This window comes from Streptomyces sp. NPDC051320 (assembly GCF_040682175.1).
Taxonomy (GTDB): Bacteria; Actinomycetota; Actinomycetes; order Streptomycetales; family Streptomycetaceae; genus Streptomyces.
Genome location: NZ_JBFBAL010000022.1, coordinates 1 through 23,901, shown reverse-complemented (window position 1 = coordinate 23,901; position 23,901 = coordinate 1). Strand labels below are relative to the sequence as shown.

At 70.0% G+C, this 23,901-nt stretch carries 16 protein-coding genes, 3 tRNA genes and 2 pseudogenes; 13 read left to right on the top strand and 8 right to left on the bottom strand.

The genetic code is table 11. The features are described from left to right. The 7 genes and pseudogenes from xdhC to AB0M87_RS31150 form a co-directional block, all read left to right on the top strand. Complete coding sequence (gene xdhC, locus AB0M87_RS31180) at window positions 1-810, top strand: xanthine dehydrogenase accessory protein XdhC (RefSeq protein ID WP_365859011.1); 810 nt, start codon at window positions 1-3, stop codon at window positions 808-810. A 352-nt stretch (window positions 811-1,162) separates the two neighbouring features. Next, window positions 1,163-2,128, top strand: coding sequence for a hypothetical protein (locus AB0M87_RS31175; protein ID WP_365858932.1), 966 nt, complete (start codon window positions 1,163-1,165; stop codon window positions 2,126-2,128). After that, window positions 2,125-3,189, top strand: coding sequence for an FAD-dependent oxidoreductase (locus AB0M87_RS31170; RefSeq protein ID WP_365858930.1), 1,065 nt, complete (start codon window positions 2,125-2,127; stop codon window positions 3,187-3,189). Before AB0M87_RS31175 ends, AB0M87_RS31170 begins: the two co-directional genes overlap by 4 nt. Next, on the top strand, window positions 3,186-5,012 hold the full coding sequence (locus tag AB0M87_RS31165; RefSeq protein WP_365858928.1) for a carbamoyltransferase C-terminal domain-containing protein: 1,827 nt from the start codon (window positions 3,186-3,188) through the stop codon (window positions 5,010-5,012). Before AB0M87_RS31170 ends, AB0M87_RS31165 begins: the two co-directional genes overlap by 4 nt. A 122-nt stretch (window positions 5,013-5,134) precedes the next feature. Continuing rightward, a complete protein-coding gene (locus AB0M87_RS31160) occupies window positions 5,135-5,638 on the top strand; it encodes a nucleoside deaminase (protein ID WP_365858926.1) in 504 nt (167 codons plus the stop codon). Between the two features lie 12 nt (window positions 5,639-5,650). Then, window positions 5,651-6,121, top strand: a complete 471-nt coding sequence (locus AB0M87_RS31155) for an SRPBCC family protein (RefSeq protein WP_365858924.1) — start codon at window positions 5,651-5,653, stop codon at window positions 6,119-6,121. A gap of 103 nt (window positions 6,122-6,224) precedes the next feature. Further along, a pseudogene (locus AB0M87_RS31150) lies at window positions 6,225-6,854 on the top strand (histidine phosphatase family protein); the annotation flags it as partial. A 210-nt stretch (window positions 6,855-7,064) separates the two neighbouring features. Here the strand turns inward: AB0M87_RS31150 and AB0M87_RS31145 are convergent. The 3 genes from AB0M87_RS31145 to AB0M87_RS31135 form a co-directional block, all read right to left on the bottom strand. Then, window positions 7,065-7,141, bottom strand: a tRNA-Ile gene (locus AB0M87_RS31145). Window positions 7,142-7,322: 181 nt separating this feature from the next. Continuing rightward, window positions 7,323-7,395 (bottom strand) — tRNA-Asn (locus AB0M87_RS31140). Window positions 7,396-7,400: 5 nt separating this feature from the next. Further along, window positions 7,401-7,473, bottom strand: a tRNA-Asn gene (locus AB0M87_RS31135). Window positions 7,474-7,647: 174 nt separating this feature from the next. Between AB0M87_RS31135 and AB0M87_RS31130 the strand changes: the two genes are divergently transcribed. The 4 genes from AB0M87_RS31130 (at window position 7,648) to AB0M87_RS31115 (ending at window position 13,289) form a co-directional block, all read left to right on the top strand. Next, window positions 7,648-7,947: a YtxH domain-containing protein gene (locus AB0M87_RS31130; protein ID WP_365858922.1), complete on the top strand. Its 300-nt coding sequence runs from the start codon at window positions 7,648-7,650 to the stop codon at window positions 7,945-7,947. Window positions 7,948-8,013: 66 nt separating this feature from the next. Next, entirely contained in the window at window positions 8,014-9,450 is a 1,437-nt protein-coding gene (locus AB0M87_RS31125; RefSeq protein WP_365858920.1) for an FGGY family carbohydrate kinase, read from the top strand. Window positions 9,451-9,633: 183 nt separating this feature from the next. After that, complete coding sequence (locus AB0M87_RS31120; protein ID WP_365858918.1) at window positions 9,634-11,367, top strand: ABC transporter ATP-binding protein; 1,734 nt, start codon at window positions 9,634-9,636, stop codon at window positions 11,365-11,367. Beyond that, window positions 11,367-13,289, top strand: coding sequence for an ABC transporter ATP-binding protein (locus AB0M87_RS31115; protein ID WP_365858916.1), 1,923 nt, complete (start codon window positions 11,367-11,369; stop codon window positions 13,287-13,289). Before AB0M87_RS31120 ends, AB0M87_RS31115 begins: the two co-directional genes overlap by 1 nt. Before the next feature lie 214 nt (window positions 13,290-13,503). On the opposite strand, the pseudogene AB0M87_RS31110 reads toward AB0M87_RS31115, so the two are convergent. The 5 genes and pseudogenes from AB0M87_RS31110 to AB0M87_RS31090 all read right to left on the bottom strand — a co-directional run bounded on the left by AB0M87_RS31110 (window position 13,504) and on the right by AB0M87_RS31090 (window position 20,697). Continuing rightward, a pseudogene (locus AB0M87_RS31110) lies at window positions 13,504-14,782 on the bottom strand (RNA polymerase sigma factor). A gap of 120 nt (window positions 14,783-14,902) precedes the next feature. Beyond that, on the bottom strand, window positions 14,903-16,816 hold the full coding sequence (dnaG, locus tag AB0M87_RS31105) for a DNA primase (RefSeq protein ID WP_365858914.1): 1,914 nt from the start codon (window positions 16,814-16,816) through the stop codon (window positions 14,903-14,905). Between the two features lie 191 nt (window positions 16,817-17,007). After that, window positions 17,008-18,270 carry an FAD-dependent oxidoreductase gene (locus AB0M87_RS31100; RefSeq protein ID WP_365858912.1) on the bottom strand — a complete coding sequence of 421 codons (1,263 nt, stop codon included), beginning with the start codon at window positions 18,268-18,270 and terminating at the stop codon, window positions 17,008-17,010. 225 nt (window positions 18,271-18,495) lie between these two features. After that, entirely contained in the window at window positions 18,496-19,776 is a 1,281-nt protein-coding gene (locus tag AB0M87_RS31095; protein ID WP_365858910.1) for a deoxyguanosinetriphosphate triphosphohydrolase, read from the bottom strand. Window positions 19,777-19,917: 141 nt separating this feature from the next. Next, window positions 19,918-20,697, bottom strand: coding sequence for a sirohydrochlorin chelatase (locus AB0M87_RS31090; protein ID WP_365858908.1), 780 nt, complete (start codon window positions 20,695-20,697; stop codon window positions 19,918-19,920). A 175-nt stretch (window positions 20,698-20,872) separates the two neighbouring features. Here AB0M87_RS31090 and AB0M87_RS31085 point away from each other — a divergent pair, with 175 nt between their 5' ends. Next, window positions 20,873-21,583 carry an ElyC/SanA/YdcF family protein gene (locus AB0M87_RS31085; RefSeq protein WP_365858906.1) on the top strand — a complete coding sequence of 237 codons (711 nt, stop codon included), beginning with the start codon at window positions 20,873-20,875 and terminating at the stop codon, window positions 21,581-21,583. 109 nt (window positions 21,584-21,692) lie between these two features. Then, window positions 21,693-23,807 (top strand): molybdopterin oxidoreductase family protein, encoded by a 2,115-nt coding sequence (locus AB0M87_RS31080; protein ID WP_365858904.1) that lies wholly within the window; start codon window positions 21,693-21,695, stop codon window positions 23,805-23,807. The last annotated feature ends 94 nt before the right edge of the window (window positions 23,808-23,901 follow it).

The following is a 23,901-nucleotide window of genomic DNA, read 5'->3' as shown; positions in this document are numbered from 1 at the left end:
ATGACCTGGGTGGCCGCGGTCGCGCGCTTGCGAGCCCGCCGGGAACCCGGCGTGCTGGTGACCGTCGCGGCCGTGCGCGGCCACGCGCCCCGTCGGGCCGGCGCGAAACTCGTCGTGGGACAAGCCGAGACCTGGGGTTCGATCGGCGGCGGCAACATCGAGGCCGCCGCGATCGACCGGGCCCGCGAGCTGACCGGCACGCCCGGCCCGGAGCCGGAACTGATGGAGTTCGCCCTCAATGACAAGGTCACCAACCGACACGGCGTGCAATGCTGCGGTGGCGCCGTGACCGTACTGCTCGAGCCGCTGCCGGTGGTCCCGGCGGTGGCGATCTTCGGCGTCGGGCACGTCGGGCTGGAGCTGGCACGCATCCTGGCCCGGCACAACCTCGATCTGCACCTGATCGACAGCCGCGCCGAAATACTCGCCGACGAACGGCTCGACGTGCTCGCCGACGCGGTGGCGCAGATTCACGTGCACCACACACCGCTGCTCCCGGAGGAGGTGCTCGCGGAGCTGGCGCCCGGTACCCACACCCTGGTCATGACGCATGATCACGCCGAGGACGCCGCACTGTGCGATGCCGCCCTGCGCACCACCGACCTCGGCTCGATCGGATTGATCGGCTCGGCCGCCAAATGGGCGCGCTTCCGGCAACGCCTGGCCACCGAGGGCGGCCACGACGCCGCCACCATCGACCGGATCAGGACCCCGATCGGAATGACCGAGATCACCGGAAAGGAACCGGCCACGATCGCGGTGAGCGTCGCGGCGGACCTGCTCCGGACCTTCGAACGGGACCGCATCTGAGCGGGGCCGAACGCGGTTGCCTCGGTCCGGGTGGGCCCGGTGGCCGAGGCGGAGCCCAGTCGGCGTGCTAGGAGTTTCATCCCACCCCCAACCTGATCGCCCCTTGTAGGAACATACAGAAATCGCGTGGTTTCCGGTGGTCGCTTTCATGCCTTCGATGTCTGGCTGACTCTGCTCGGTCGACTGTGTACTCGTACAAGTTGCAACGGAGCGAGACGAGTTGCAGCGAAGCAGCTTGCGGATGCACCGCCGTTCGCGGGCGGTGCGGACGCGATGGCCGCGATCACCATGAGCCGCCGCCGCTCCGCAGCCCTGCTCGAACTTGACGTCCTGTCGAACAAGGGGGAAAACCGTGACGGAAACTCTGTCCGGTCGAGACATCGAGATCGCCTGGCCCGATCTGGGCATCACCGTTACCGCAGAACTGGACGACCGCAACACGGCACTGGCCGACGCGCTGTGGGAATCACTTCCCTATCAGAGTCTGCAAGGGCATGCGCTGGTCGCGGGATATCACCTGTATCACGTGGCGCCGATCCCTTCTCTGCTGCACCTTCCTGCCTCCACCCGCATCGACCGGCGTGAGGTGCCCGACGGGACGGTGTTCTGTTCGGCCCTTCAGCACCTGGGAATCAAGTACGGCACACTGACCGAGCCCATGCTGGCTTCCCCCGTCGGCCGGATACGCCCCGACGACATGCCGGCCCTGCTCGAAGCCGGGAAGGCCGTGTGGGACGCGGTCTACTCCACGAAGAGGACCATCCTGGCCGAGGTCCGCAGGGCGGGCGCACCGGGCGGCCACCACATCCCCCGCCTGGACGCCGCCGACATCGACGCCAGGCAGCTGATCCGCGACGTCCACGCCGAGACCGAACAGATCTGGCTGACCGAACCGGCGGAACTGGGCGACATGCACCGCGGCTACATACCCTCCGGTGCCGGCGCCTTCGACACGGTCCTCCCCACCCTGCTGTTCGTCAACGGCGAGACGCGCCCGCTCGGATACGCCGCCTACGGAGGCCTGGTCCGCGCTGTCACCGGTGGGATGCCCCTGGACTCTCTGCGCCAGATGGCACGCCTGACGGTCGGGATCCCCGCCGAGTTCCTCGGCTACTGCGGCCTGGAAAAGCTGTGGGCCTTCACCCAGCGCTTCCTCGGCTGCCTCGACCAGCTCGACCGCGACGACTTCTTCGCCGTCGTGAGCCAGCTGGCCCTTTACATCAACTGCCTGGGCGGGTGGAACCTCCAGCTGTACCCGTGGGACACCGGGGACCACCTGCGCCAGCAGCACGCTGTCGGAGCGGACCAGCCGGCATGAGCGAGCTTCCCGAGCGCACAGACGTCCTTGTCATCGGCGGCGGAGTCATCGGTACCTCCATCGCCTGCCATCTCGCCGAGACCGGCGTCTCCACCGTCCTGCTGGAACGCGGCACCCTCGGATCGGGGGCATCCGCCGCCACCGCGGGCGTCCTGCGGACCTACTTCCCCGGAGACCCGGAGACCGGCAACCTCGCCGCCCGCAGCATGCGCGCCTATCACGCCTTCGCCAAGCACACCGGAACTCCCCTCGGGCTGCAACGCGTCGGCTTCCTGGTGTTGTTCACCGAAGAGCACCAGGTGGAGGAGTTCCAGCGCGTCCACGACGCCCAGCGGGCCGCAGGTGTGGACGTCGAACTCATCACCCCCTCCGAAGCGGTACGGCTCAACCCGCTGCTCAGCGAACGCGGTCTCCTCGCGGCGGCCTACTCGCCCGAGGCCTACGCATGCGATCCCGCCGCCATCGTGCGCGGCTACAGCGCGGCCGCCCAGGACGCCGGGGCCATTCTGCGTACGGAAACCCCCGTCATCGGCATCGACCCCGAGGGACGCGTCCACACCCCCACGGGCAGCATCCACGCCGACACCGTCGTCTGCGCGGCCGGTCCCTGGTCCAGGACGGTCGCCGACATGGCCGGTGTCGACCTGCCCGTGACCACGTATCCCATCGAGCTGCTGCTGACCGACCCGGCCGCCGGCGTCCCCGCCGACCTGCCGATGACCCTGCACGCCTCCTCCGGGCTACGGATCCGGTCCTGGAAGGACCGCATCCTCGTCGGGATGGGCCGCCCGGGGACGGGCGAGTCCCGAGAGGACTGGCTGACGCGGCTGTCCGGCCGGCTCAGCACCACGTATCCGGCGCTCGACGGCATCGCTCTTCACCGCGGGTGGAGCGGATCCTTCGACGCCGGCCCGAACAACACCGCCTTCATCGGCCGGGACCCCTCCCGATCCTTCCTGTACGCGGCGGGATTCTCCGGCCAGGGACTCTGCCAGGCCCCCGCGGTCGGAGAGATCATCCGCGACCTCGTGGCCGACCAGCAGCCAAGGAAATTGCCATGATCGTCTTGGGATGCAACGGCTTCACCGGCGTCTCACCATTCTTCGCCGAGCACTTCGGCTCGGTCGGTACCGAAAAGCACTACCTCCTCGGTCACGACGCGGGTGCGTCGCTGCTGGTGGACGGTGAACTGGTCGCCGCCGTGGAAGAGGAACGCCTCAACCGGCAGAAGAAGACAACCGACTTCCCGGTCAACGCGGTGCAATGGTGCCTTGACGAGGCCGGGCTGAAGTTCTCCGACATCGACCTCATCGCCATCCCCTGGCACTTCTCCACCGAGGTCCTGAACCAGATGCTGTCCGGCATCGAGTACGCGCCGATGACGCCCCCGGCGCGGCGGAGTCTCACCCGCAGCCTCAGCAGGCTGGTCGGTGAAGTCGTCAGTCCTGACGCGATCATCGCCGACTTCGCCGCACGTACCGGCCACAGTCCCGATCCGGACAAGGTGGTGTTCGTTCCGCACCACCTCGCCCACGCGATGACCGGCTACTACATAGCGGGAATGAAGGATGCCGCGTTCCTCATCAGTGATGGCCGCGCTGAAGTTTTCTCGTCGCTGACGGGTGAAATCCGTGACGGACGGATCCGCGCCTTCGAAGAGTCGTCCATCGGCGCGGAATACTCGATCGGACTGCTGTTCGCTGCGATCACCCGGTTCCTCGGATTCGTGCCCAACAATGACGAATACAAAGTCATGGGCCTGTCCGGGTTCGCCGAGCCTCCCTCACCGAACCCGTTCCTCGAGCACTTCGTCCAGCTGCGGGCCGACGGCCGCTACACCTTCTGCAGGCCCCTTTCGACCGACAGCCACCGCAGCCTTGAGATCCTGTTCGAGGAGTACTTCGGTCCCTTCGAAGACACCCGTGAGTACAAGGCCCGGGCGGCTGCCGCGGCACAGCAGATGCTGACCACCGTCACCCGGCACCAGCTGCGCGCGCTGGAAGCCAGGACCGGCCTGAACCGGCTGCTGTTCGAAGGCGGTGTGGCGCTGAACTGCCTCAACAACACCCCGCTGTTCGAAGGGTCACGGTTCGATGACATGGACGTGAGTTTCGGCGCCAGCGACACGGGCATCACCATCGGCGCCGCCGCCCACGCCTGGCTCAACCCCCCGGACAGTCTCAGCCGGGTGCAGCACACGGAGAAGGAGCCTGCGCAGCCGGTCACCCCGTACCTCGGGCCGGAGTACGACGATCCGGCGATCGAGCAGGCTCTGCGGGAGTTCACCGGCCGCGTGTCATGGATCCGCCTGGACGATGACGACGTCGTCTCCCGGGTCGCACAGTTGCTCACCGAGAAGGTCGTCATCGGCTGGTTCGAAGGCCGGATGGAGCACGGGCCCCGGGCGCTGGGCCACCGCAGCATCCTCGCGAACCCGAATTTCCCCGACATCAAGGACATCATCAACAGCAGGGTCAAACACCGCGAACCCTTCCGTCCGTTCGCCCCCCTCGTCCTTGAGCAGGACGCACCGAAGATCTTCGACATGGGCCGCAAAACCCGCTCGCCCTACATGACGTTCGTCTTCCCCGTGCGCCCGGAGTTCCGCGACGTCATCCCCGGCGCCACCCACGTCGACGGGACCTCCCGCATCCAGACCATCACCGACCACCACACGCCCCGCCTCGCAGCACTTCTTCGCTGCTTCAGCGACCTCACCGGCGTCCCCTGCCTGCTCAACACCTCCTTCAACGTCGCGGGCGAACCCATCGTCTGCACACCCACCGACGCCCTGAACTGCTTCCTCGGCACAGAGATCGACTACCTCATGCTCGGCAACTACCTCGTCACCACAACGGAGGGCGTCCTCGACAGCCGCCCATGAAGGCGACGTCATCGAGCAGCTCTACGCCGTCCGACCACACCCCCCGAACTGCTGCCCACGCGCCGTCCCGCGCGGGCAGCTACACCCCCCACCACCTGCCCCGTCTCCCCGAAGGAACGATCATGACCACACGCCCCCAGGCAGCAAGCATCCAGGACTCCGAGCGGATCTGGATGGAAAAGGCGATCACCCTGGCCACCACCAGCGTGACCAACGGCGGCGGCCCGTTCGGTGCCCTGATCGCCAAGGACGGCGAGGTCGTCGCGACCGGCAACAACCAGGTCACCTCCACCCTGGACCCCGTCGCACACGCCGAGGTCAGCGCGATGCGCGCCGCCTGCAAGGAACTGAACGTCTTCTCCCTCGAAGGCTGCGTCCTGATCACCTCCTGTGAGCCGTGCCCGATGTGCCTCTCCGCTGCCCTGTGGGCACGCGTCGACCGGCTCGTCTACTCCGCCGACCGGCACGACGCCGCGGTGGCCGGCTTCGACGACCGCAAGTTCTACGACCTGTTCGAGAAGAGGCCCCACTCGATGTGGCCCATGGCGGTCGAGCACCTGGATCTGCCCAACCGCACCCAGCCGTTCGACACGTGGCTGGCCAAGGCCGACCGCATCGCCTACTGACAAGGAGCCCCCGTGGGAATCGACCGCAAGCACACGATGCACCACTCCACGATCGTCGACGCCGGCCCGGATACCGTCTGGGCCGAGGTCCGCGACGCCATGAAGCTGGTGCAGATCGTGTCCGGACCTGCGGTGAAGGACGTGAGCTGGGCCGAAGGCGGCGCGCTCGAACGCGTACCGTCCCGGTACGACTTCACCATGGTGTTCAACGGAGGCCTGGTCCAGCAGGAGATCGCCGGACGCGACGAGGTGCAGCGGGTCTCCACCTACCGCGCGGTCGCACCGACGAGCGGCGTCTCCAGCTACCTCGCCACCATCCGCGTCCATCCGATCACCAACGATCCGGGCCGCAGCTTCTTCGAGTGGTCACGAGAGCTGGCCATCGCCGACGACGCCGACCCCGAGGTCATCGAAGGGATCGTCGCCATGATGGAGAAACAGGCCGACGCGGTGCGGGACCACTTCGCAGCCACGGCGAGCTAGCCAGCCGGTGAATCAGGAGAGGAACGCCGGGCTCCCGCAGTGTGAGCGGGAGCCCGCGCTCGAAGAGACCCCAGCGGCCGTCCCTGGCCATCCGACCGCCGCAGGCCCGCCGACGACGCTCCTGCTGCTGCGGCACGGCGAAACGCCGCTCACCCCGCAGAAACGTCTCTCCGGCAGCGGCGGCCCGGATCCGTCACTGTCCCACGTCGGTCGGCAACAGGCCGAAGCGACCGCAGCCGTGCTGGCCGCCCGTGCCGGCGCCCAGACCATCATCTCCTCACCGCTGCGCCGCTGCCGCCAGACGGCCGAGGCAGCCGCCGCACGGCTCGGCCTGGACCTCCGCGTCGAAGAAGGACTGCGGGAAGCCGACTTCGGCTCCTGGGAAGGGCTCACCTTCGCCGAGGTGCGCGAGCGCTATCCGGATGACCTGACGGCCTGGCTGAAGTCCCCGGGAGCGCCTCCCTCAGGCGGCGGTGAGCCCTTCGAAGCGGTCGCGCGGCGCGTGACAGCCGTACGGGACGCCCTGCTGTCGCAGCATGCGGGCAAGACGGTGCTGGTCGTCTCGCACGTCGGCCCGCTGAGGACATTGGTACGGCTGGCGCTGGGCGCACCGCCGCAGTCGCTGTTCCGGATGGAACTGTCCGCGGCGTCCCTGTCGGAAGTGGCGTACTACGCGGACGGCAACGCGTTGCTGCGACGGCTCAATGACACGGGGCACCTTATGCGGGGATGACCCCCTTCGAGGGTGCACGTCTGACGCTCCGCGCCCCGTAGTGATACCAGTCGTGCGCCCCCGTCGCCCCCGGGGGGCGTACGGCGTTTCAGGGACCCTGTGCGCCGCTGGAGGGAATCGTGCGGACTACGGGTGTGGCGTCTGTGTGGCGAACGCCACGGCGCTGCTAGCGTGACCGCGTGCTGTCCACTGGTCACGCCGTTTCCGCTGTGGTGGGGCGGGTGGGACTCGAACCCACGGCCGACGGATTATGAGTCCGCTGCTCTAACCGGCTGAGCTACCGCCCCTTTACCGCGTGGCGCGTACATGTGTGCGCGCTGTCTGCCGCAGCATAGCCGCTCATACGATCTCCTGCCTCGGATGGTCGGCACCGCTCGCCCTTGAGGACTCCGTCGCAGGCCGGGAGGTTCCACCGGGGCGGAAAGTGCACACGAAAAAGGGCCCCGAGGGGCCCTCCTCCGTCTTCTGCTCCCCCGACTGGACTCGAACCAGTAACCCTCCGGTTAACAGCCGAATGCTCTGCCAATTGAGCTACAGGGGACCGCGCTCCCCCGACTGGACTCGAACCAGTAACCTGCCGGTTAACAGCCGGCTGCTCTGCCAATTGAGCTACAGGGGATTGCTGCTTTGCACCGAACGTACCCATTCCGGTTGTCCCGGGGGGCGTGTGCTCGCTGCGACACATACATTAGCGCAAGCAGGGGGGTGCTCCGCCAATCGGTTCCGCCCCTGGGTGATCACGCGTGCTGCCGGGTAGGCGGGGCAGCATCGGCACAAGGGAAGGGTGGCAGCCATGCGGTACAAGCTCACGTTCGTCGTTGGACTCGCTCTTGGTTACGTGATCGGCACGCGGGCGGGCCGCGAGCGCTACGAGCAGTTGAAGAAGTCGGCCCTTCAGGTGGCCCAGAACCCGGCCGTGCGCAATGTCGCCGAGTCCGCCGCGCAGAACGGGCGCGGCGTCGCGGAGAAGGCCCTGCACTCGGTGAGCGAGAAGGTCGGGGACCGGATGCCGGATTCGATGACCCAGCGGGTCCGGTCCATGCGGGGGCGCAACGGCGTGGTCGAGGACGACTGGGGCACCACCAACACCTGACCGGGCGGGTCGGCCCCGAGCGGCCCGGGGGCCTCACGGTGAGCCGATGTGCGGCACAATCTGAGCATGGGGATAGTCGCCGGTCTTGACAGCTCTTCCGCGTTCACCCGCATCGTCGTCTGCGACACGGACTCCGGTGCCGTGCTGCGGCAGGGGTACGCACCACACCCCGTCGACGCGAAGTCGCACGAGGTGGATCCGCAGGTCTGGCTGCTCTCGCTCGGCGAGGCGGCGGCCGGCGGCCTGCTGGAGGGCGTGCAGGCCATCGGCGTGTCGGCGCAGCAGCACGGTCTGGTGCCGCTGGACCGCCAGGGCAGTCCGGTGCGGGCCGCGCTGGTCGGCAATGACAAGCGGGCCCAGGTCGCCGCGGCGGATCTGATCGATGCTCTCGGCAGCCGGTCCGCCTGGGCCGAGGCGGTCGGCTCGGTGCCGCAGGCCCCGCAGCCGGTGGCCAAGCTGCGCTGGCTGGCCAAGCACGAGCCCGAGGCGGCCGCCAGGGTCGCCACCCTGTTGCAGCCGCATGACTGGCTGGTGTGGCAGCTGCTGGGGCGGCCCGCGCGCCGGACCACCGACCGGGGCGCGGCCTCCGGCACCGGCTACTGGTCCGCGGCGAGCGGCTCGTACCGCCCCGATCTGGTGGAACTCGCGCTCGGCCACCCGGCCGCGGTGCCCGAGGTGCTCGGGCCTTCCGAGGCGGCCGGCATGACGCCCGAGGGGCTGCTGATCTCGGCCGGAACCGGCGAGACCATGGCGGCGGCCTTCGGACTCGGCGTCTCGACCGGCGATGTGGTGGTCTCGCTGGGTGCCTCCGGCTCGGTGATGGGCGTGCATCACGAGGCGCTCAGCGACCCGTCCGGGATGATCACCTCGTTCGCGGACGCCACCGGGATGCATCTTCCGGTCGTCCATACGCTCAATGCCGTACGGGCACTGCGCGGCACGGCCGAACTGCTCGGCGTGGAGGACCTCGACGCTCTGTCCGCGCTGGCGCTGACCTCCACGCCGGGCGCCTCCGGGCTGGTGCTCCTGCCCTATCTGGAGGGCGAGCGCACCCCCCAACTGCCGCACACCGCAGGCACGCTGGCCGGGCTGCGCCGGGAGTCGATGAAGCGGGAGCACCTGGCGCGGGCCGCGTTCGAGGGCATGCTCTGCTCGCTCGCCGACGCGATGGACGTGCTCAGGGACCGCGGGGTCGAGGTGCGGCGGGTGTTCCTGCTCGGCGCCGCCGCGGAGCTGCCCGCGGTTCAGGTCGCCGCACCGGCGATCTTCGGGGCGCAGGTGGTCGTACCGCAGCCGGCGGACTATGCGGCGATCGGCGCCGCCCGGCAGGCGGCGTGGGCGCTCGGGGTCTCCGAGGGTTCCCTCGACCCCAAGACGCCGCCCGCCTGGCAGGGGGCGGCCGCCCAGGTGCTCGAGCCGGGCGATGAACTGGCGGTGGGACAGGCAGTGCGTAAGCAGTACGGTGCCACCCGTGACCAGGTCCACCCCGGAGCCTTCGGCTGAGCGGGGCGGCCGGCCTCCGGGCCGCTCGGGCTCGCTTCGCAGGCGCTCCCGACTTCTTGACTCTCCCTTGAGGAAAAGAGTTCGTATCGGGTCGCCGAGTGTCGGAAACTGGGCCTCTGTGCCCGCCCGCCGTCCAGCCCGATCCGTCTGCCGAACCCGCCTGCCGAACCCGAGAGACACCGCGTGCTCATAAAAATCCTGCGGACGTACCTGCGCCCGTACAAGAAACCGATGGCCCTGCTGGGGCTGCTTCAGCTGTTCCAGACCTGCGCCACGCTCTATCTGCCCACCCTGAACGCGGACATCATTGACAACGGTGTCGTCAAGGGGGACTCCGGTTACATCCTGGGTTACGGCGGCCTCATGATCGCCATCAGCCTGGTTCAGGTGGGCTGCAACATCGGCGCCGTGTACTACGGCGCGCGAACCGCCGCGGCACTCGGCAGGGACGTCCGCGCCGGGGTCTTCGACCGGGTGCAGTCCTTCTCCGCGCGGGAGGTCGGGCACTTCGGCGCGCCGTCCCTCATCACGCGTACGACCAACGACGTCCAGCAGATCCAGATGCTGGTGCTGATGTCGTTCACCCTGATGGCTTCGGCGCCGATCATGTGCGTGGGCGCCATCATCCTGGCGCTCGGCCAGGACGTGCCGCTCTCGCTGGTACTGATCGCGGTCGTTCCGGTGCTGCTCGTCCTGGTGTCCCTGATCGTCCGTCGGATGCGGCCGCTGTTCCGCAAGATGCAGGTGCGGCTCGACACGGTGAACCGGGTGCTGCGCGAGCAGATCACCGGCAACCGGGTCATCCGGGCCTTCGTGAAGGACGACTACGAGAAGGATCGCTTCAAGGGCGCCAACACGGAGCTGACCGAGGTCTCGCTCGGGACCGCGCGGCTGATGGCGCTGATGTTCCCGACCGTGATGACCGTGGTCAACGTGTCGTCGATCGCGGTGGTCTGGTTCGGTGCGCACCGCATCGACATCGGGGCCATGCAGATCGGGGCGCTCACCGCGTTCCTCGCCTACCTCATGCAGATCGTGATGTCGGTGATGATGGCCACCTTCATGTTCATGATGGTGCCGCGCGCCGAGGTCTGTGCCGAGCGGATCCAGGAGGTGCTGACCACCGACTCGAGCGTGGTGCCGCCGCTGGAGCCGGTACGGGAGCTGGCCAGGCACGGGCATCTGGAGATCCGCGGGGCCGGCTTCAAGTACCCCGGCGCCGAGGCCTCGGTGCTGCGCGACGTCGCCCTGCAGGCGCTGCCGGGCGAGACCACCGCGGTCATCGGGTCGACCGGCAGCGGAAAGTCGACGCTGCTCGGCCTGGTACCGCGGCTGTTCGATGCCACCGGCGGCGAAGTGCTGGTGGACGGCACCGACGTACGCAGGCTCGACCCGGCGCTGCTGGCGAAGACCGTGTCGCTGGTACCGCAGAAGCCGTACCTCTTCTCCGGGACCGTCGCGACCAATCTGCGGTACGGAAACCCGGACGCCACCGACGAGGAACTGTGGCACGCGCTGGAGGTGGCGCAGGCGAAGGACTTCGTCGAGAAGCTCGAGGGCGGGCTGAACGCTCCGATCGCACAGGGCGGCACCAATGTCTCCGGCGGTCAGCGGCAGCGTCTGTCGATTGCCCGGACGCTGGTGCAACGGCCGGAGATCTACCTCTTCGACGACTCCTTCTCCGCATTGGACTACGCGACGGACGCGGCGCTACGGGCCGCGCTGCGCCGGGAGACCTCCGAGGCGACCGTGGTGATCGTGGCCCAGCGAGTCTCCACCATCCGCGACGCGGACCGGATCGTCGTCATGGACGAGGGCCGGGTGGTCGGCACGGGACGCCATCGCGACTTGATGGATGACAACGAGACATACCGGGAGATCGTTCTCTCCCAGCTCACCGAGGCGGAGGCAGCCTGATGGCCGGTCCTGGTGGACGGATGATGGCAGGACCGGTAGAGAAGTCCACGGACTTCAAGGGGTCGGGCAAACGGCTGGTGCGGATGCTCGCACAGGACCGCCCGGCCTTGTTCACACTGCTGACGGCACTGGTCGGCAGCGTCGCGCTCTCGGTGGTGGGGCCGAAGATCCTGGGCCGGGCCACCGACCTGGTCTTCGCCGGCATCATCGGCCGGCAGTTGCCGAAGGGACTCACCAAGGCGCAGGCCATCCAGGGGCTGCGCGACCGCGGCCAGGGCGGCATGGCCGACATGCTCGGCGGTATCAGCTTCACCCCGGGCCAGGGCATCGACTTCACCGAGGTCGGCAAGGTCCTGCTGATGGCGCTGGCCGCCTTCGGGTGCGCCGGTCTGCTGATGCTGGTGGCCACCCGGATGGTGGCGCGGGTGGTCAACCAGACCGTGTACCGGATGCGCGAGGAGATCCAGGGCAAGCTGTCGAAGCTGCCGCTGTCGTACTACGACAAGCAGAAGCGCGGCGAGGTACTCAGCCGCACCACGAACGACGTCGACAACATCGGTCAGACCATGCAGCAGACGATGGGGCAGCTCATCAACTCACTGCTGACCATCGTCGGCGTGCTGGTGATGATGTTCTGGATCTCCTGGATCCTGGCCCTCGTCGCGTTGGTGACCGTGCCCCTGTCGGTGGTGGTCGCCACCCGCGTCGGCAAGCGGTCGCAGCCGCAGTTCGTGCAGCAGTGGAAGGTCACCGGCAAGCTCAACGCCCACATCGAGGAGATGTACACCGGGCACGCGCTGGTGAAGGTCTTCGGGCGGCAGGCCGAGTCGGCGGAGGCGTTCCGCGAGCAGAACGACGCGCTCTACGAGGCGAGCTTCAAGGCGCAGTTCAACAGCGGGATCATGCAGCCGCTGATGATGTTCGTCTCGAACATCAACTACGTGCTGGTGGCAGTCGTCGGCGGACTCCGGGTCGCCAGCGGCTCGCTGTCGATCGGTGACGTGCAGGCGTTCATCCAGTACTCGCGCCAGTTCTCGATGCCGCTGACCCAGGTCGCCTCGATGGCCAACCTGGTCCAGTCGGGTGTCGCGTCCGCCGAGCGCATCTTCGAACTGCTGGACGCCGACGAGCAGGAGCCGGACGCGGAGTCCGCCGAACGGCCCGAGGTGCTGCGCGGCAGCATCTCGCTGGACAAGGTCTCCTTCCGCTACGAGCCGGACAAGCCGCTCATCGACGATCTCTCGTTGTCGGTTGAGCCGGGTCATACGGTGGCGATCGTCGGCCCGACCGGCGCCGGCAAGACGACGCTGGTGAATCTGCTGATGCGGTTCTACGAGGTGACCGGTGGCCGGATCGCGGTCGACGGCGTCGACGTCGCCAAGATGTCGCGTGAGGAACTGCGGTCCGGCATAGGCATGGTGCTGCAGGACACCTGGCTCTTCGGCGGCACCATCGCGGACAACATCGCGTACGGGGCGTCCCGTCCGGTGACCCGCGCGGAGATCGAGGACGCGGCCCGGGCCGCGCACGCCGACCGGTTCATCCGCACCCTCCCCGAGGGCTACGACACGGTCATCGACGACGAGGGCACGGGGGTGAGCGCCGGCGAGAAGCAGCTGATCACCATCGCGCGGGCGTTCCTGTCCGACCCGGTCATCCTGGTCCTCGACGAGGCGACCAGCTCGGTGGACACCCGTACCGAAGTACTCATCCAGAAGGCCATGTCCCGCCTGTCGCACGGCCGTACCAGCTTCGTGATCGCGCACCGGCTGTCCACCATTCGGGACGCCGATGTGATTCTGGTGATGGAGAACGGGGCGATCGTCGAGCAGGGCTCGCATGACGAGCTGTTGGCGGCGGATGGGGCGTATGCGCGGCTGTACGCGGCGCAGTTCGCGCAGGCGGTGGTGGAGGTCGAGTAGCGGGGCGGGGCGCCTGCGGCGGGCCCTGTTCCCCACCCGAACTGGGGCTCCGCCCCGGACCCCGCTCCTCAAAAGCCGGAGGGGCTGGATACAGCTGCACGGTGAGGTTCACGCAGGCCAAAATCGAGCCCGTCCTGGGGGCCCCTCCGTGGGGGTCCCCCCGGACGGGGTCTGGGGGAGGGTTGGGGAAAGCGCCGCAGGCAACCGGCCCCGCTCAGTCCAGATAGCCGCGCAGCTGATCCGCCAACGCATGATCCCGCAACTTGCTCAGCGTCTTCGACTCGATCTGCCGGATCCGCTCCCGGGTGACCCCGAAGATCTGTCCGATCTCCTCGAGCGTCCGCGGTCTCCCGTCCATCAGCCCGTACCGCAGCTGAACGACCTTCCGCTCCCGCTCCCCCAGCGTGGACAGCACCGCGTCCAGATGCCGGCGCAGCAGCAGGAAAGCGGCCGACTCGACGGGGGACGCGGCGTCGCTGTCCTCGATCAGGTCGCCGAGGGCCACGTCGTGTTCCTCGCCCATGGGGGCGTGCAGGGACACCGGCTCCTGGGCCAGGCGGAGGATTTCGCTGACGCGCTCGGGGGTGACTTCGAGGTGGGTGGCGACTTCCTGCGGGGTGGGTTCGTAGCCGCGTTCCTGGAGCATCCGGCGCTGGACCCGGACCACCCGGTTGATCAACTCGACCACGTGGACCGGGACTCGTATCGTCCGTGCCTGGTCGGCCAGGGCGCGGGACATGGCCTGGCGGATCCACCAGGTGGCGTACGTCGAGAACTTGTAGCCCCGGGCGTAGTCGAATTTCTCGACCGCCCTGATCAGGCCGAGGTTGCCCTCCTGGACCAGGTCGAGCATGGTCAGGCCACGGCCCACGTAGCGCTTGGCCACCGAGACGACCAGCCGGAGGTTGGACTCGATGAGGCGGCGTTTGGCCATCCGGCCCATGACCACGAGCCTGTCGAGGTCGACGGCGAGCCGGGAGTCGAGGTCGGACGAGCCGCCGAGGCGTTCCTCGGCGAAGAGACCGGCTTCCACGCGGCGCGCGAGGTCGACCTCCTCGGCGGCGGTGAGCAGCGGGATGCGGCCGATCTCCCGGAGATACTGGCGGAAGAGATCGGAGGACGGGCCGCCGGTGTCGGCGCTCCGGTTACGGGGTGGCTCGGGGGCCTCGTCCGGTTCCTCCACGACGACCTCGGCGGGCGGGCGATCCGTCTCGCCGGCGGGTCCGGTTGCGGGGAGGGGCACGACCGGGCCGTGGGCGGGGGCTGCCGGGGCCACGTCGGTTTCGGTCAGGGTCCGGGTCTGCACGAGGGCGGCCTCCAGGGGGACTGCCGGGTCGGGGACGTGCAGCAGCGGGACGGGGGCGGCCGCGCCGCTTTCCGTCCCGTTGACGATTGAGCACCTCCGTGGAGGTGAGTGGCCCACCGTCGGCGGACCGGCCGCGCTCCGAGGCCCGGGGCCGAGCGGCCCGGGCATCGCCATCAGTGTGGGGCACGACACATCACTGCCACGAGGGGCGTGCGGTGACTTTCTGAGTCCGCCCCGTGGACCGTCGGTTACCGGACGGGCGGCCATCCGGCGCCGAGACGTCCGGACGTACCAGGGCCCGGACCGGTCAGAGCGCCTCGGCGCCGCGGTTGCGCAGTGACCGGCCGTACTGCTGGAGCGTCCAGAGTTCGCTCTGAACGGCCGCGTACTGCTCGGGGTCGCCCTGGGTGGAGACCCGGGCGAGGGCGCCCTGGACCTCCATGATGCGGCGGTCCACCGCCCGCAGCCGGACCTGGACCAGCTGCTCGCCCGCGTACACCTCGTCGACGGTGCGCCGCATGATCGCCTCGACGGCGAGCTCGGTCACCACGGCGCGGACCGCGTCGTCCGGGGCGGCTTCGCGGACCCGGGTGAGGTAGGCCGAGGAGTCGACGATGCCGTCCTCGGCGCCGCCCGCCTCCATGATCGTGAGCCGGACCGCCGCATAGGGCGGGGCAGTGAACTCGTCGACGCCGTACGCATCGAAGGCCGGGGAGACCAGCTCGGGTCGCTGGAGTGCGAGCTTGAGCAGCTCTCGCTCGGTGCGGTGGGCGGGGCTGCGGAGGTTGAGCGCCGGTCCGCTCAGCGGCACGGGTGGCGCCTGGATCCGGTGCTGGGCCGAGCCGCCGCGGGCGGAACCACGGGCGGGCCCCGGCGCGTTACCACGGCTGCGGGCCCACTGGGCGAGCTGGCTGATGCGCTTGACGACGAACTGCGTGTCGAGGATCCCGACCATGCCGGCCAGCTGGACGGCGACCTCGTGCTGCGAGGCGCTGTTCTTGATCCGGGCCACCACCGGCGCGGCCTCGTCCAGGGCCGCGGCCCGGCCCGCGGGGGTCTCCAGGTCGTAGCGGGAGACGATCTGGCGGAGCGCGAACTCGAAGAGCGGGGTGCGGGGTTCGACGAGGTCCTGCACCGAGGCGTCGCCCTGGGCTAGCCGCAGATCGCACGGGTCCATGCCGTCCGGGGCGATGGCGATGTAGGTTTCCGCGGCGAACTTCTGATCGTCCTCGAAGGCGCGCAGGGCGGCCTTCTGGCCGGCCGCGTCACCGTCGAAGGTGAAGATCACCCGGGCGCTGCCGTTGTCCATCAGCAACCTGCGGAGGATCTTGATGTGCTCGGTGCCGAAGGCGGTGCCGCAGGTGGCGACGGCGGTGGTCACTCCGGCGAGGTGGCAGGCCATGACGTCGGTGTAGCCCTCGACGACCACGGCCCTGCTGGACTTGGCGATCTCCTTCTTGGCCAGGTCGATCCCGTACAGCACCTGGGACTTCTTGTAGATCGCGGTCTCGGGGGTGTTCAGGTACTTGGGGCCGTTGTCGTCGTCGCGCAGCTTGCGTGCGCCGAAGCCGACGACTTCGCCGCTGATGTCGCGGATCGGCCACATCAGCCGGCCGCGGAAGCGGTCGATGGGCTTGCCGCCACGGGTTTCCTGGGCGAGGCCCGAGGTGAGCAGTTCCCTGTCGGTGAAGCCCTTCCCGCGCAGGTACCGGGTGAGGTGGTCCCAGCCCGCGGGGCTGTATCCGACGCTGAAGTGGGTGGCGGCGGCCTGGTCGAAGCCACGCTCGGCGAGGAACTTGCGGGCGATCTCGGCTTCGGTGCCGTCCAGCTGCTCGATGTAGAACTGCGCGGCTGCCTTGTGCGCCTCGACCAGCCGGATGCGCTCGCCGCGCTGACTGTTCGGGGTGTAGCCGCCCTCCTCGTACCGCAGGGTGATGCCGGCCGTGCCCGCGAGGCGCTCGACCGCCTCCGAGAAGGAGAGGTGGTCGATCTTCATGATGAAGGCGAGGGTGTCCCCGCCTTCCTGGCAGCCGAAGCAGTGGAAAAGACCCTTGGCCGGGCTCACCTGGAAGGACGGGGACTTCTCGTCGTGGAAGGGGCAGAGGCCCTTCAGGTTCCCGCCGCCGGCATTGCGCAGCTGGAGGTACTCGGAAACGACGGCGTCGATCGGGACCGCGTCCCGGACCGCCTTCACGTCGTCATCGTTGATCCTGCCCGCCACGGGTGAAGTCTACGGGCCGGGTCGGACAGTCTCGGCCCGCCCCGACCGCCTGCCCCTACGGCCGGGGTCCGGGGGTCGGTCCCGGGAAACACCGCCGGACCGGACGGTCCGGCCCGGCCCCCCCGGCCCCCGGGCCCCTCGGACCGGTTGCCCGGTGCGGGCAGCCGGTCCGGGGCAGGCCGTTGTCGCGGTCAGGCGCCCAGGGTTGCCAGGTCCACGGTCGGATCCGCCACCGCTTCGGGATCCAGTTGCGCGCCGGAGCGGATCACGCGCTGCAGCTGCTCCGTGACGTCCCACACGTTGACGTTCATCGCGGCGAGCACCCGGCGGTCCTTCATCCAGAACGCGATGAACTCGCGTTTGCCCGCGTCGCCCCGGACCAGGACCTGGTCGTACGAGCCGGGGGGCGCCCAGCCCGAGTACTCCAGGCCCAGGTCGTACTGGTCGGAGAAGAAGTACGGGATCCGGTCGTACGACACGTCCTGGCCGAGCATCGCGCGCGCCGCGGCGGGGCCGCCGTTGAGGGCGTTGGCCCAGTGTTCGACGCGCAGCCGGGTGCCGAGCAGCGGGTGCTGGGCGGCCGCGGTGTCGCCCGCCGCGTAGATGTCCGGGTCGGAGGTGCGCAGCGAGGCGTCGACGGCGATGCCGCCGCCGTCCGCGCGCGGGGCCATCTCCAGACCGGCCGCTTCGGCGAGCGAGCTGCGCGGGGCGGCGCCGATCGCGGCGAGTACGTCGTGCGCCGGGTGTTCCGTGCCGTCGTCGGTCTGGGCGGCCAGCACCATGCCGTCCTGCCCGACGATCTCGGTGAGGCGGGCACCGAAGTGGAAGCGAACGCCGTGCTGAGCGTGCAGATCGGCGAAGATCTGGCCGACCTCCGGTCCGAGGACGTCGTACAGCGGTGTCGCGTTGGCTTCGACGACGGTGACCTCGGCGCCGTAGCCGCGGGCCGCCGCCGCGACCTCCAGGCCGATCCACCCGGCGCCCGCGATCACCAGATGACCGTTGTCGCGGCCCAGCGAGGTGAGGACCTGCTTCAGCCGGTCGGCGTGCGCGAGCCGGCGCAGGTGGTGGACGCCGGCGAGGTCGGTGCCGGGGATGTCGAGGCGGCGCGGTTCGGCGCCGGTGGCGAGCAGCAGCTTGTCGTAGTGGACCGCGGTGCCGTCCCCGAGCCGTACGGCCTTGACTGCGCGGTCGATCGCGACGACCGGCTGGCCGAGATGGAGCTCGATGTCGGTCTGTGCGTACCAGGCGGGTTCATGCACATAGACGCTGTCCCGTTCCTCCTTGCCCGCCAGGTATCCCTTGGACAGCGGTGGGCGCTCATAGGGGTGGTCGCGCTCGTCCCCGATGAGGATCACTCTGCCGGTGAACCCTTCGGCACGGAGAGTTTCGGCAGCCTTCGCCCCCGCGAGTCCTCCGCCGATGATGACGAACGTCAGATGTGCGTCGACCACTTGTTGCCTCCTTGTAGTGCTGGCGCCGCTTGCGAGCGTCCCGCACGGAGTGTGATGGGGGAAGGGGTTGTGAGATGTTCAGAAGCTGGTGTCCACCTCACGCACGGTCAGAATGGCCGGTCATGATGGCATGCCGCCCTGTTGTGCGGTGACATCGGGCCGGAAATCCACGTCCGGTCGTGCTCGGTTCTTACGCTGTGTGTCCACGCCACGTCGCGCGGTGCGTCAGCGAGGGCCGGTCAGCCGGGCGTGCAGGGAACGCGCCGATGCGTCGGTGAGCGAGCCGATCTGGTCGACGATCACCCGTTTGCGCCCGCGTTCGTCGGGAGCCGCGTCGAAGAGCGCGCGGAACTGTGGATCCAGGCCGTCCGGGGCGCGGGCGGTGAGCGCCGCGGCGAGCTCGGCGAGCACGATGCGCTGGTCGATGCGGAGCCGTTCCTGCTCCTCGCGCTGCATGACGTAGCGGTCGGCGACGGCCTTGAGCACCGCGCACTCCAGCCGGGTCTCGTGCGGCACGACCAGTTCGGCCGCGTACCGGGTGAGCGGTCCCCTGCCGTACGTCCGGCGGGTCGCGCTCTCGGCGGCCAGGCAGAACCGGCCGATGAGCTGACTGGTGGCGTCCTTCAGCCGGGCCTGGGCGACCGCCGATCCGTCGTAGCCGTGCGGCCACCAGTCCTGGTCGAGGAGGCGGTCGAGCGCGGCCGCCAGTTCCGCCGGCTCGGTGTCGTCCGGTACGTAGCGGCCGACGGCCACGGCGATGACCTCGTCCCGCTCGGGCCCGGAAGTGAGGCAGCTGGGGTCGATGTGGCCGGCCTGCAGCCCGTCCTCGACGTCGTGCACGGAGTACGCCACGTCGTCGGACCAGTCCATGACCTGCGCTTCGAAGCACTTCCGGTCCGCCGGCGCACCGCGCCTGGCCCAGTCGAAGACCGGCAGGTCGTCCTCGTACACGCCGAACTTCACCGAGCCGGGTTCGGTGGGGTGGGCGCCCCGCGGCCAGGGGTACTTGGTGGCGGCGTCCAGGGCTGCGCGGGTGAGGTTGAGGCCCACGCTGATCAGCTCGCCGGTGTCCGGGGCGGGTACGAACCGCTTGGGTTCCAGGCGGGTCAGCAGCCGCAGCGACTGGGCGTTGCCCTCGAAGCCGCCGCAGTCCTCGGCGAAGTCGTTGAGCGCCAGTTCGCCGTTGTGGCCGAACGGCGGGTGCCCGAGGTCGTGGGCGAGGCAGGCCGCCTCGACCAGATCGGGGTCGCAACCGAGTGCGGCGCCCAGCTCCCGGCCGACCTGGGCGCATTCCAGGGAGTGGGTGAGCCGGGTGCGCGGGCTGGAGTCCCAGACGGAGCTGCGGGACCCGGGGGTGACCACCTGGGTCTTGCCCGCGAGGCGGCGCAGCGCGGCGGAGTGCAGCACCCGCGCGCGGTCGCGCTGGAAGGCGGTGCGGCCTGGTCGCTTGTCGGGTTCGGTGTCCCAGCGTTCGAAGTCGGGCGGGGTGTACGTGGTGCCTGCCATGCACCGACAGTACTGAGTTTCCCGTCCGGGGCGTCGCTGCGGGCCGGAGTCCGCCCACCCGGCCGGGTCGCCGGCACTGGCACAGGCACCGTGCTGTGGCCCCACGGAAATTGGCCGGAAATGGTCCTCGGAAGCTGTTGCTCAGGCAGCGGCGAGACGGTGCGGTTGCCGGGCGGCCGGATTGCCCAGCGCCTGGTCGTAGCGGTACAGCAGCAGCCGGGCGAGCGCCGGGTGCGCGCCGAGCGGTGCGGCGGCGATCCACGGCGCTGCCGCCGCGCACTGGGTGGCGAACCGGCCGGGGGCGGTGAAGTACGAGGCGACGGCCACCCGGTGCCGCCCCCGGGCCGCCAGCACCCGCACGGCTTCCCGGACGGTGGGTGAGGAGGCGGAGGCGTAGGCGGGCACGACCGGCACCCCGCCGAGCCGCTCACTGAGCAGGCCGGCCGTACGGCGGACGTCGGCGGCCGAAGCGGGATCGCGGGAGCCGGCGGCGGCGAGCACGACTCCGGTCGAGCGGGACACTCCGTCGGCCGGGCGCCAGCCCGCTTCGACGAGCCGCCCGTACAGGGTCTCGATCAGCAGCGGATGCGGCCCGAGCGGGGCCGCGAAGCGGGCCTGCAGGCCCGGCGCCGCGGCGGCTGCCAGCGGGATGTCGTGGCTGACGTGGTGACCGCGGCTGAGCAGCAGCGGGACGAGCACGGCGTTGCCACTCCCTGCGCCGCGGTCGGTGAGGTCCGCGAGGACGGTGGGCAGCAGCGGTTCGTTCAGCTCGATGTGGCCCAGCCGCACCGGGAGCCCGGGGCGCAGCTCCCGTACCCGCTCCAGCAGCGCCCGGACGGTCGGCAGCGCCCTCGGGTCACGGCTGCCGTGCGCCACGGCGACGAGGGCGGGGGCCGATGCGTGCACGGACATACGGTTCATGAACGCGATCCTGCCCGGCCTACGTTGCCACCGCGTTGCCTGCCGGTCACGGGCGTTTACCAGGGCCTCACGGAGCGGGCGGGTGCGGTGCCAGCACCGGGCCCGGAAGGTGCGCCGCGAACCGAATGCCGCCCCGTGACGTCCCCAGGGAGACGGACGCCACGGGGGGACATCCATGCACCGACCGCACCTGACCGGACCGCATCTTTTGAGACCGCGTCTGCTCAGACCGCGCCTGCCGAGGACGCGGCGCGGGAAACGGCGGGCCGTGCAGGCCGTGATGCTCGGATGCGTGCTGGCGCTCACGCCCGCCACCTGGATGTTCACGGTGGCCGACGGGCGGGTGCGGAGCACGGCCGATGTTCCGGCGGCCGATGTCGCCGTGGTGTTCGGCGCCGGACTGTGGCAGGGCCGCCCCTCGCCGTATCTCGCGCACCGTCTCGACGCGGCGGCGGAGCTGTACCGGACGGGCAAGGCCAAGGTGGTGCTCGTCACCGGCGACAACAGCCGCGAGGAGTACGACGAACCGGACGCGATGCGCGCCTATCTGGTGAAGCACGGTGTGCCGGGCCGGCAGGTGGTGCGCGACTACGCCGGGTTCGACACCTGGGACTCCTGTGTCCGGGCCAAGAAGATCTTCGGGGTCGACCGAGCGGTGCTGGTCAGCCAGGGGTTTCACATCCGCCGTGCCATCGCTCTCTGCCAGGCCGCCGGGATCCGGTCGTACGGCGTCGGGGTGAGCGACGCCCACGACGTGACCTGGTACTACGGAGGCGCCCGGGAGGTCCTCGCGGCCGGCAAGGCGGCACTGGACGTGATCTTCAAGCCCGATCCGCACTTCCTCGGCCCGCACGAGCAGGGCGTCGCGCGGGCGCTGGACCGCTGAAGCGGGCGCCCGGACCTCACAGCGCGACGGGGGTGCGGCTGAGGCGGTCGTACCCGCTGCGTAATGCGCTGTGGCCTGCGCCGTAACACCGCCGGAGCACGCTGGCCGCATGTCCACCGCAACAGCCCCCGCCGCTGCCACCCCCACCGACAGCGCGACCCACTGCCCGTACTGCGCCCTGCAGTGCGGGATGAACCTGCGGCGCACGTCCGAAGGCGCCGGAACGGTCGAGGTGGTCGAGCGCCCGGACTTCCCGGTCAACCGGGGGGCCCTGTGCGGCAAGGGCCGTACGGCTCCCGCCGTACTGTCGTCCGCGGTACGGCTGACCGAGCCGCTGGTCCGCAACGCCGCCACCGGCGAGCTCGAACCGGCCGGCTGGGACGAGGCGCTGCGCCTGGTCGCCGACGGGCTGCGGCGCACCCGGGCCGTGCACGGCCCGGACGCCGTCGGGGTCTTCGGCGGCGGCGGTCTCACCAACGAGAAGGCCTACGCCCTCGGGAAGTTCGCACGGGTGGTCCTCGGCACCTCGCAGATCGACTACAACGGACGCTTCTGCATGGGGTCGGCGGCCGCCGCGCACCAGCGGGCCTTCGGGCTCGACCGCGGTCTGCCCTTCCCGCTGGAGGACATACCGCGCACCGGATGTGTGATCCTGGTCGGCTCCAATCTCGCGGAGACCATGCCTCCGGCGCTCCGCTATCTCACCGAGCTACGGGAGAACGGGGGCCGGCTCATCGTCGTCGACCCGCGCCGCACCCGTACCGCCGAACAGGCCGACCTGCATCTGGCGCCCCGGCCGGGAACCGATCTGGCCCTGGCGCTCGGCATGCTGCACGTCCTGATCGCCGAGGGCCGTACCGACGACGCCTTCATCGCCGACAGGACCAGCGGCTGGCAGGACGCCCGGGCCGCGGCGATGGCCCACTGGCCGGAGATGGTCGAGCGGATCACCGGCGTGCCGCTCCCCCAGCTCCGTGAGGCCGCACGGATGTTCAGCGACGCGCCGGCCGGAATGGTGCTCACCGCACGTGGCCCCGAGCAGCAGTCCAAGGGCACCGACACGGTGGGCGCCTGGATCAACCTGTGTCTCGCCGCCGGCAAGGCGGGCAGGCCGCTGTCCGGCTACGGCTGTCTGACCGGGCAGGGAAACGGCCAGGGCGGCCGTGAACACGGCCAGAAGGCCGACCAGTTGCCCGGCTACCGCAAGCTCACCGACCCGGCGGCGCGACGCCATGTCGCCGGGGTGTGGGGCGTCGACCCCGACACGCTGCCGGGTCCGGGGCGCAGCGCCTACGAACTCCTCGACTCGCTGGGCGGCGAGGTGAAATCCCTCCTCCTGATGGGGTCCAACCCGGTCGTCTCCGCCCCGCGCGCCGCCCACATCGAGGGCCGGCTGCGCTCGCTGGACTTTCTCGCGGTGGCGGACGTGGTGCTCTCCGAGACGGCCGCGCTCGCCGACGTCGTTCTCCCGGTCACGCAGTGGGCCGAGGAGACGGGCACCACCACCAACCTGGAGGGGCGGGTCCTGCTGCGCCGGGCCGCGCTCCGGGCGCCGGCGGAGGTGCGCAGCGACCTGGCGGTGCTGCACGGACTGGCCGGGCTGCTCGGCCACAAGGAGGGGTTTCCCGCCGCGCCCGACGAGGTCTTCGACGAGCTGCGACGGGCCTCGGCCGGCGGTCCCGCCGATTACGCGGGGATCAGTTACGACCGTATCGCCGCGGAGGACGGCGTTTTCTGGCCCTGCCCGGACGAGCAGCACCCCGGAACGCCCCGGCTGTTCCTCGACCGGTTCGCCACCGACGACGGCCTCGCCCGGTTCGTGGCGGTCTCGCACCGACCCGCCGCCGAGGAACCGGACGCGGATTTCCCGGTCTTCCTGACGACGGGGCGGGTGGTGTCCCAGTACCAGTCGGGCGCCCAGACCCGGCGCGTACCGGAACTGAACACGGCCGCGCCGGGCCCTTTCGTGGAGCTGCATCCGCGGCTCGCGGACCGTATCGGTGCGGTGGACGGCGAACCGCTGGCCGTGACCTCCCGCCGGGGAAGGGCCGTGGCACCCGCCCGCATCACCGAGTCGATCCGCCCCGACACGGTCTTCATGCCGTTCCACTGGCCGGGCGAGGGCCGCGCCAACACCCTCACCAATCCGGCGCTGGACCCGATATCGCGGATGCCGGAGTTCAAGGTGTGCGCGGTACGGGTGGAGCGGGCGCAGGCCGGCTGAGCTTGGCGTTTAACCAGTCTGGCCTCGGTGTTCCTTGATTGATTCGGCGCGTTTGATGGTCTTGCCGACGGGGTGGTGGGGTGCTCGATGCTGG

Bases quoted from the DNA above. Each gene is read 5' to 3' on its own strand.
- AB0M87_RS31170 (WP_365858930.1), top strand. From the start codon at position 2,125: ATGAGCGAGCTTCCCGAGCGCACAGACGTCCTTGTCATCGGCGGCGGA.
- AB0M87_RS31125 (WP_365858920.1), top strand. From the start codon at position 8,014: ATGGGGATAGTCGCCGGTCTTGACAGCTCTTCCGCGTTCACCCGCATC.
- AB0M87_RS31130 (WP_365858922.1), top strand. From the start codon at position 7,648: ATGCGGTACAAGCTCACGTTCGTCGTTGGACTCGCTCTTGGTTACGTG.
- AB0M87_RS31085 (WP_365858906.1), top strand. From the start codon at position 20,873: ATGCACCGACCGCACCTGACCGGACCGCATCTTTTGAGACCGCGTCTG.
- AB0M87_RS31165 (WP_365858928.1), top strand. From the start codon at position 3,186: ATGATCGTCTTGGGATGCAACGGCTTCACCGGCGTCTCACCATTCTTC.
- AB0M87_RS31080 (WP_365858904.1), top strand. From the start codon at position 21,693: ATGTCCACCGCAACAGCCCCCGCCGCTGCCACCCCCACCGACAGCGCG.
- AB0M87_RS31095 (WP_365858910.1), bottom strand. From the start codon at position 19,776: ATGGCAGGCACCACGTACACCCCGCCCGACTTCGAACGCTGGGACACC.
- xdhC (WP_365859011.1), top strand. From the start codon at position 1: ATGACCTGGGTGGCCGCGGTCGCGCGCTTGCGAGCCCGCCGGGAACCC.
- AB0M87_RS31160 (WP_365858926.1), top strand. From the start codon at position 5,135: ATGACCACACGCCCCCAGGCAGCAAGCATCCAGGACTCCGAGCGGATC.
- AB0M87_RS31090 (WP_365858908.1), bottom strand. From the start codon at position 20,697: ATGAACCGTATGTCCGTGCACGCATCGGCCCCCGCCCTCGTCGCCGTG.
- AB0M87_RS31115 (WP_365858916.1), top strand. From the start codon at position 11,367: ATGGCCGGTCCTGGTGGACGGATGATGGCAGGACCGGTAGAGAAGTCC.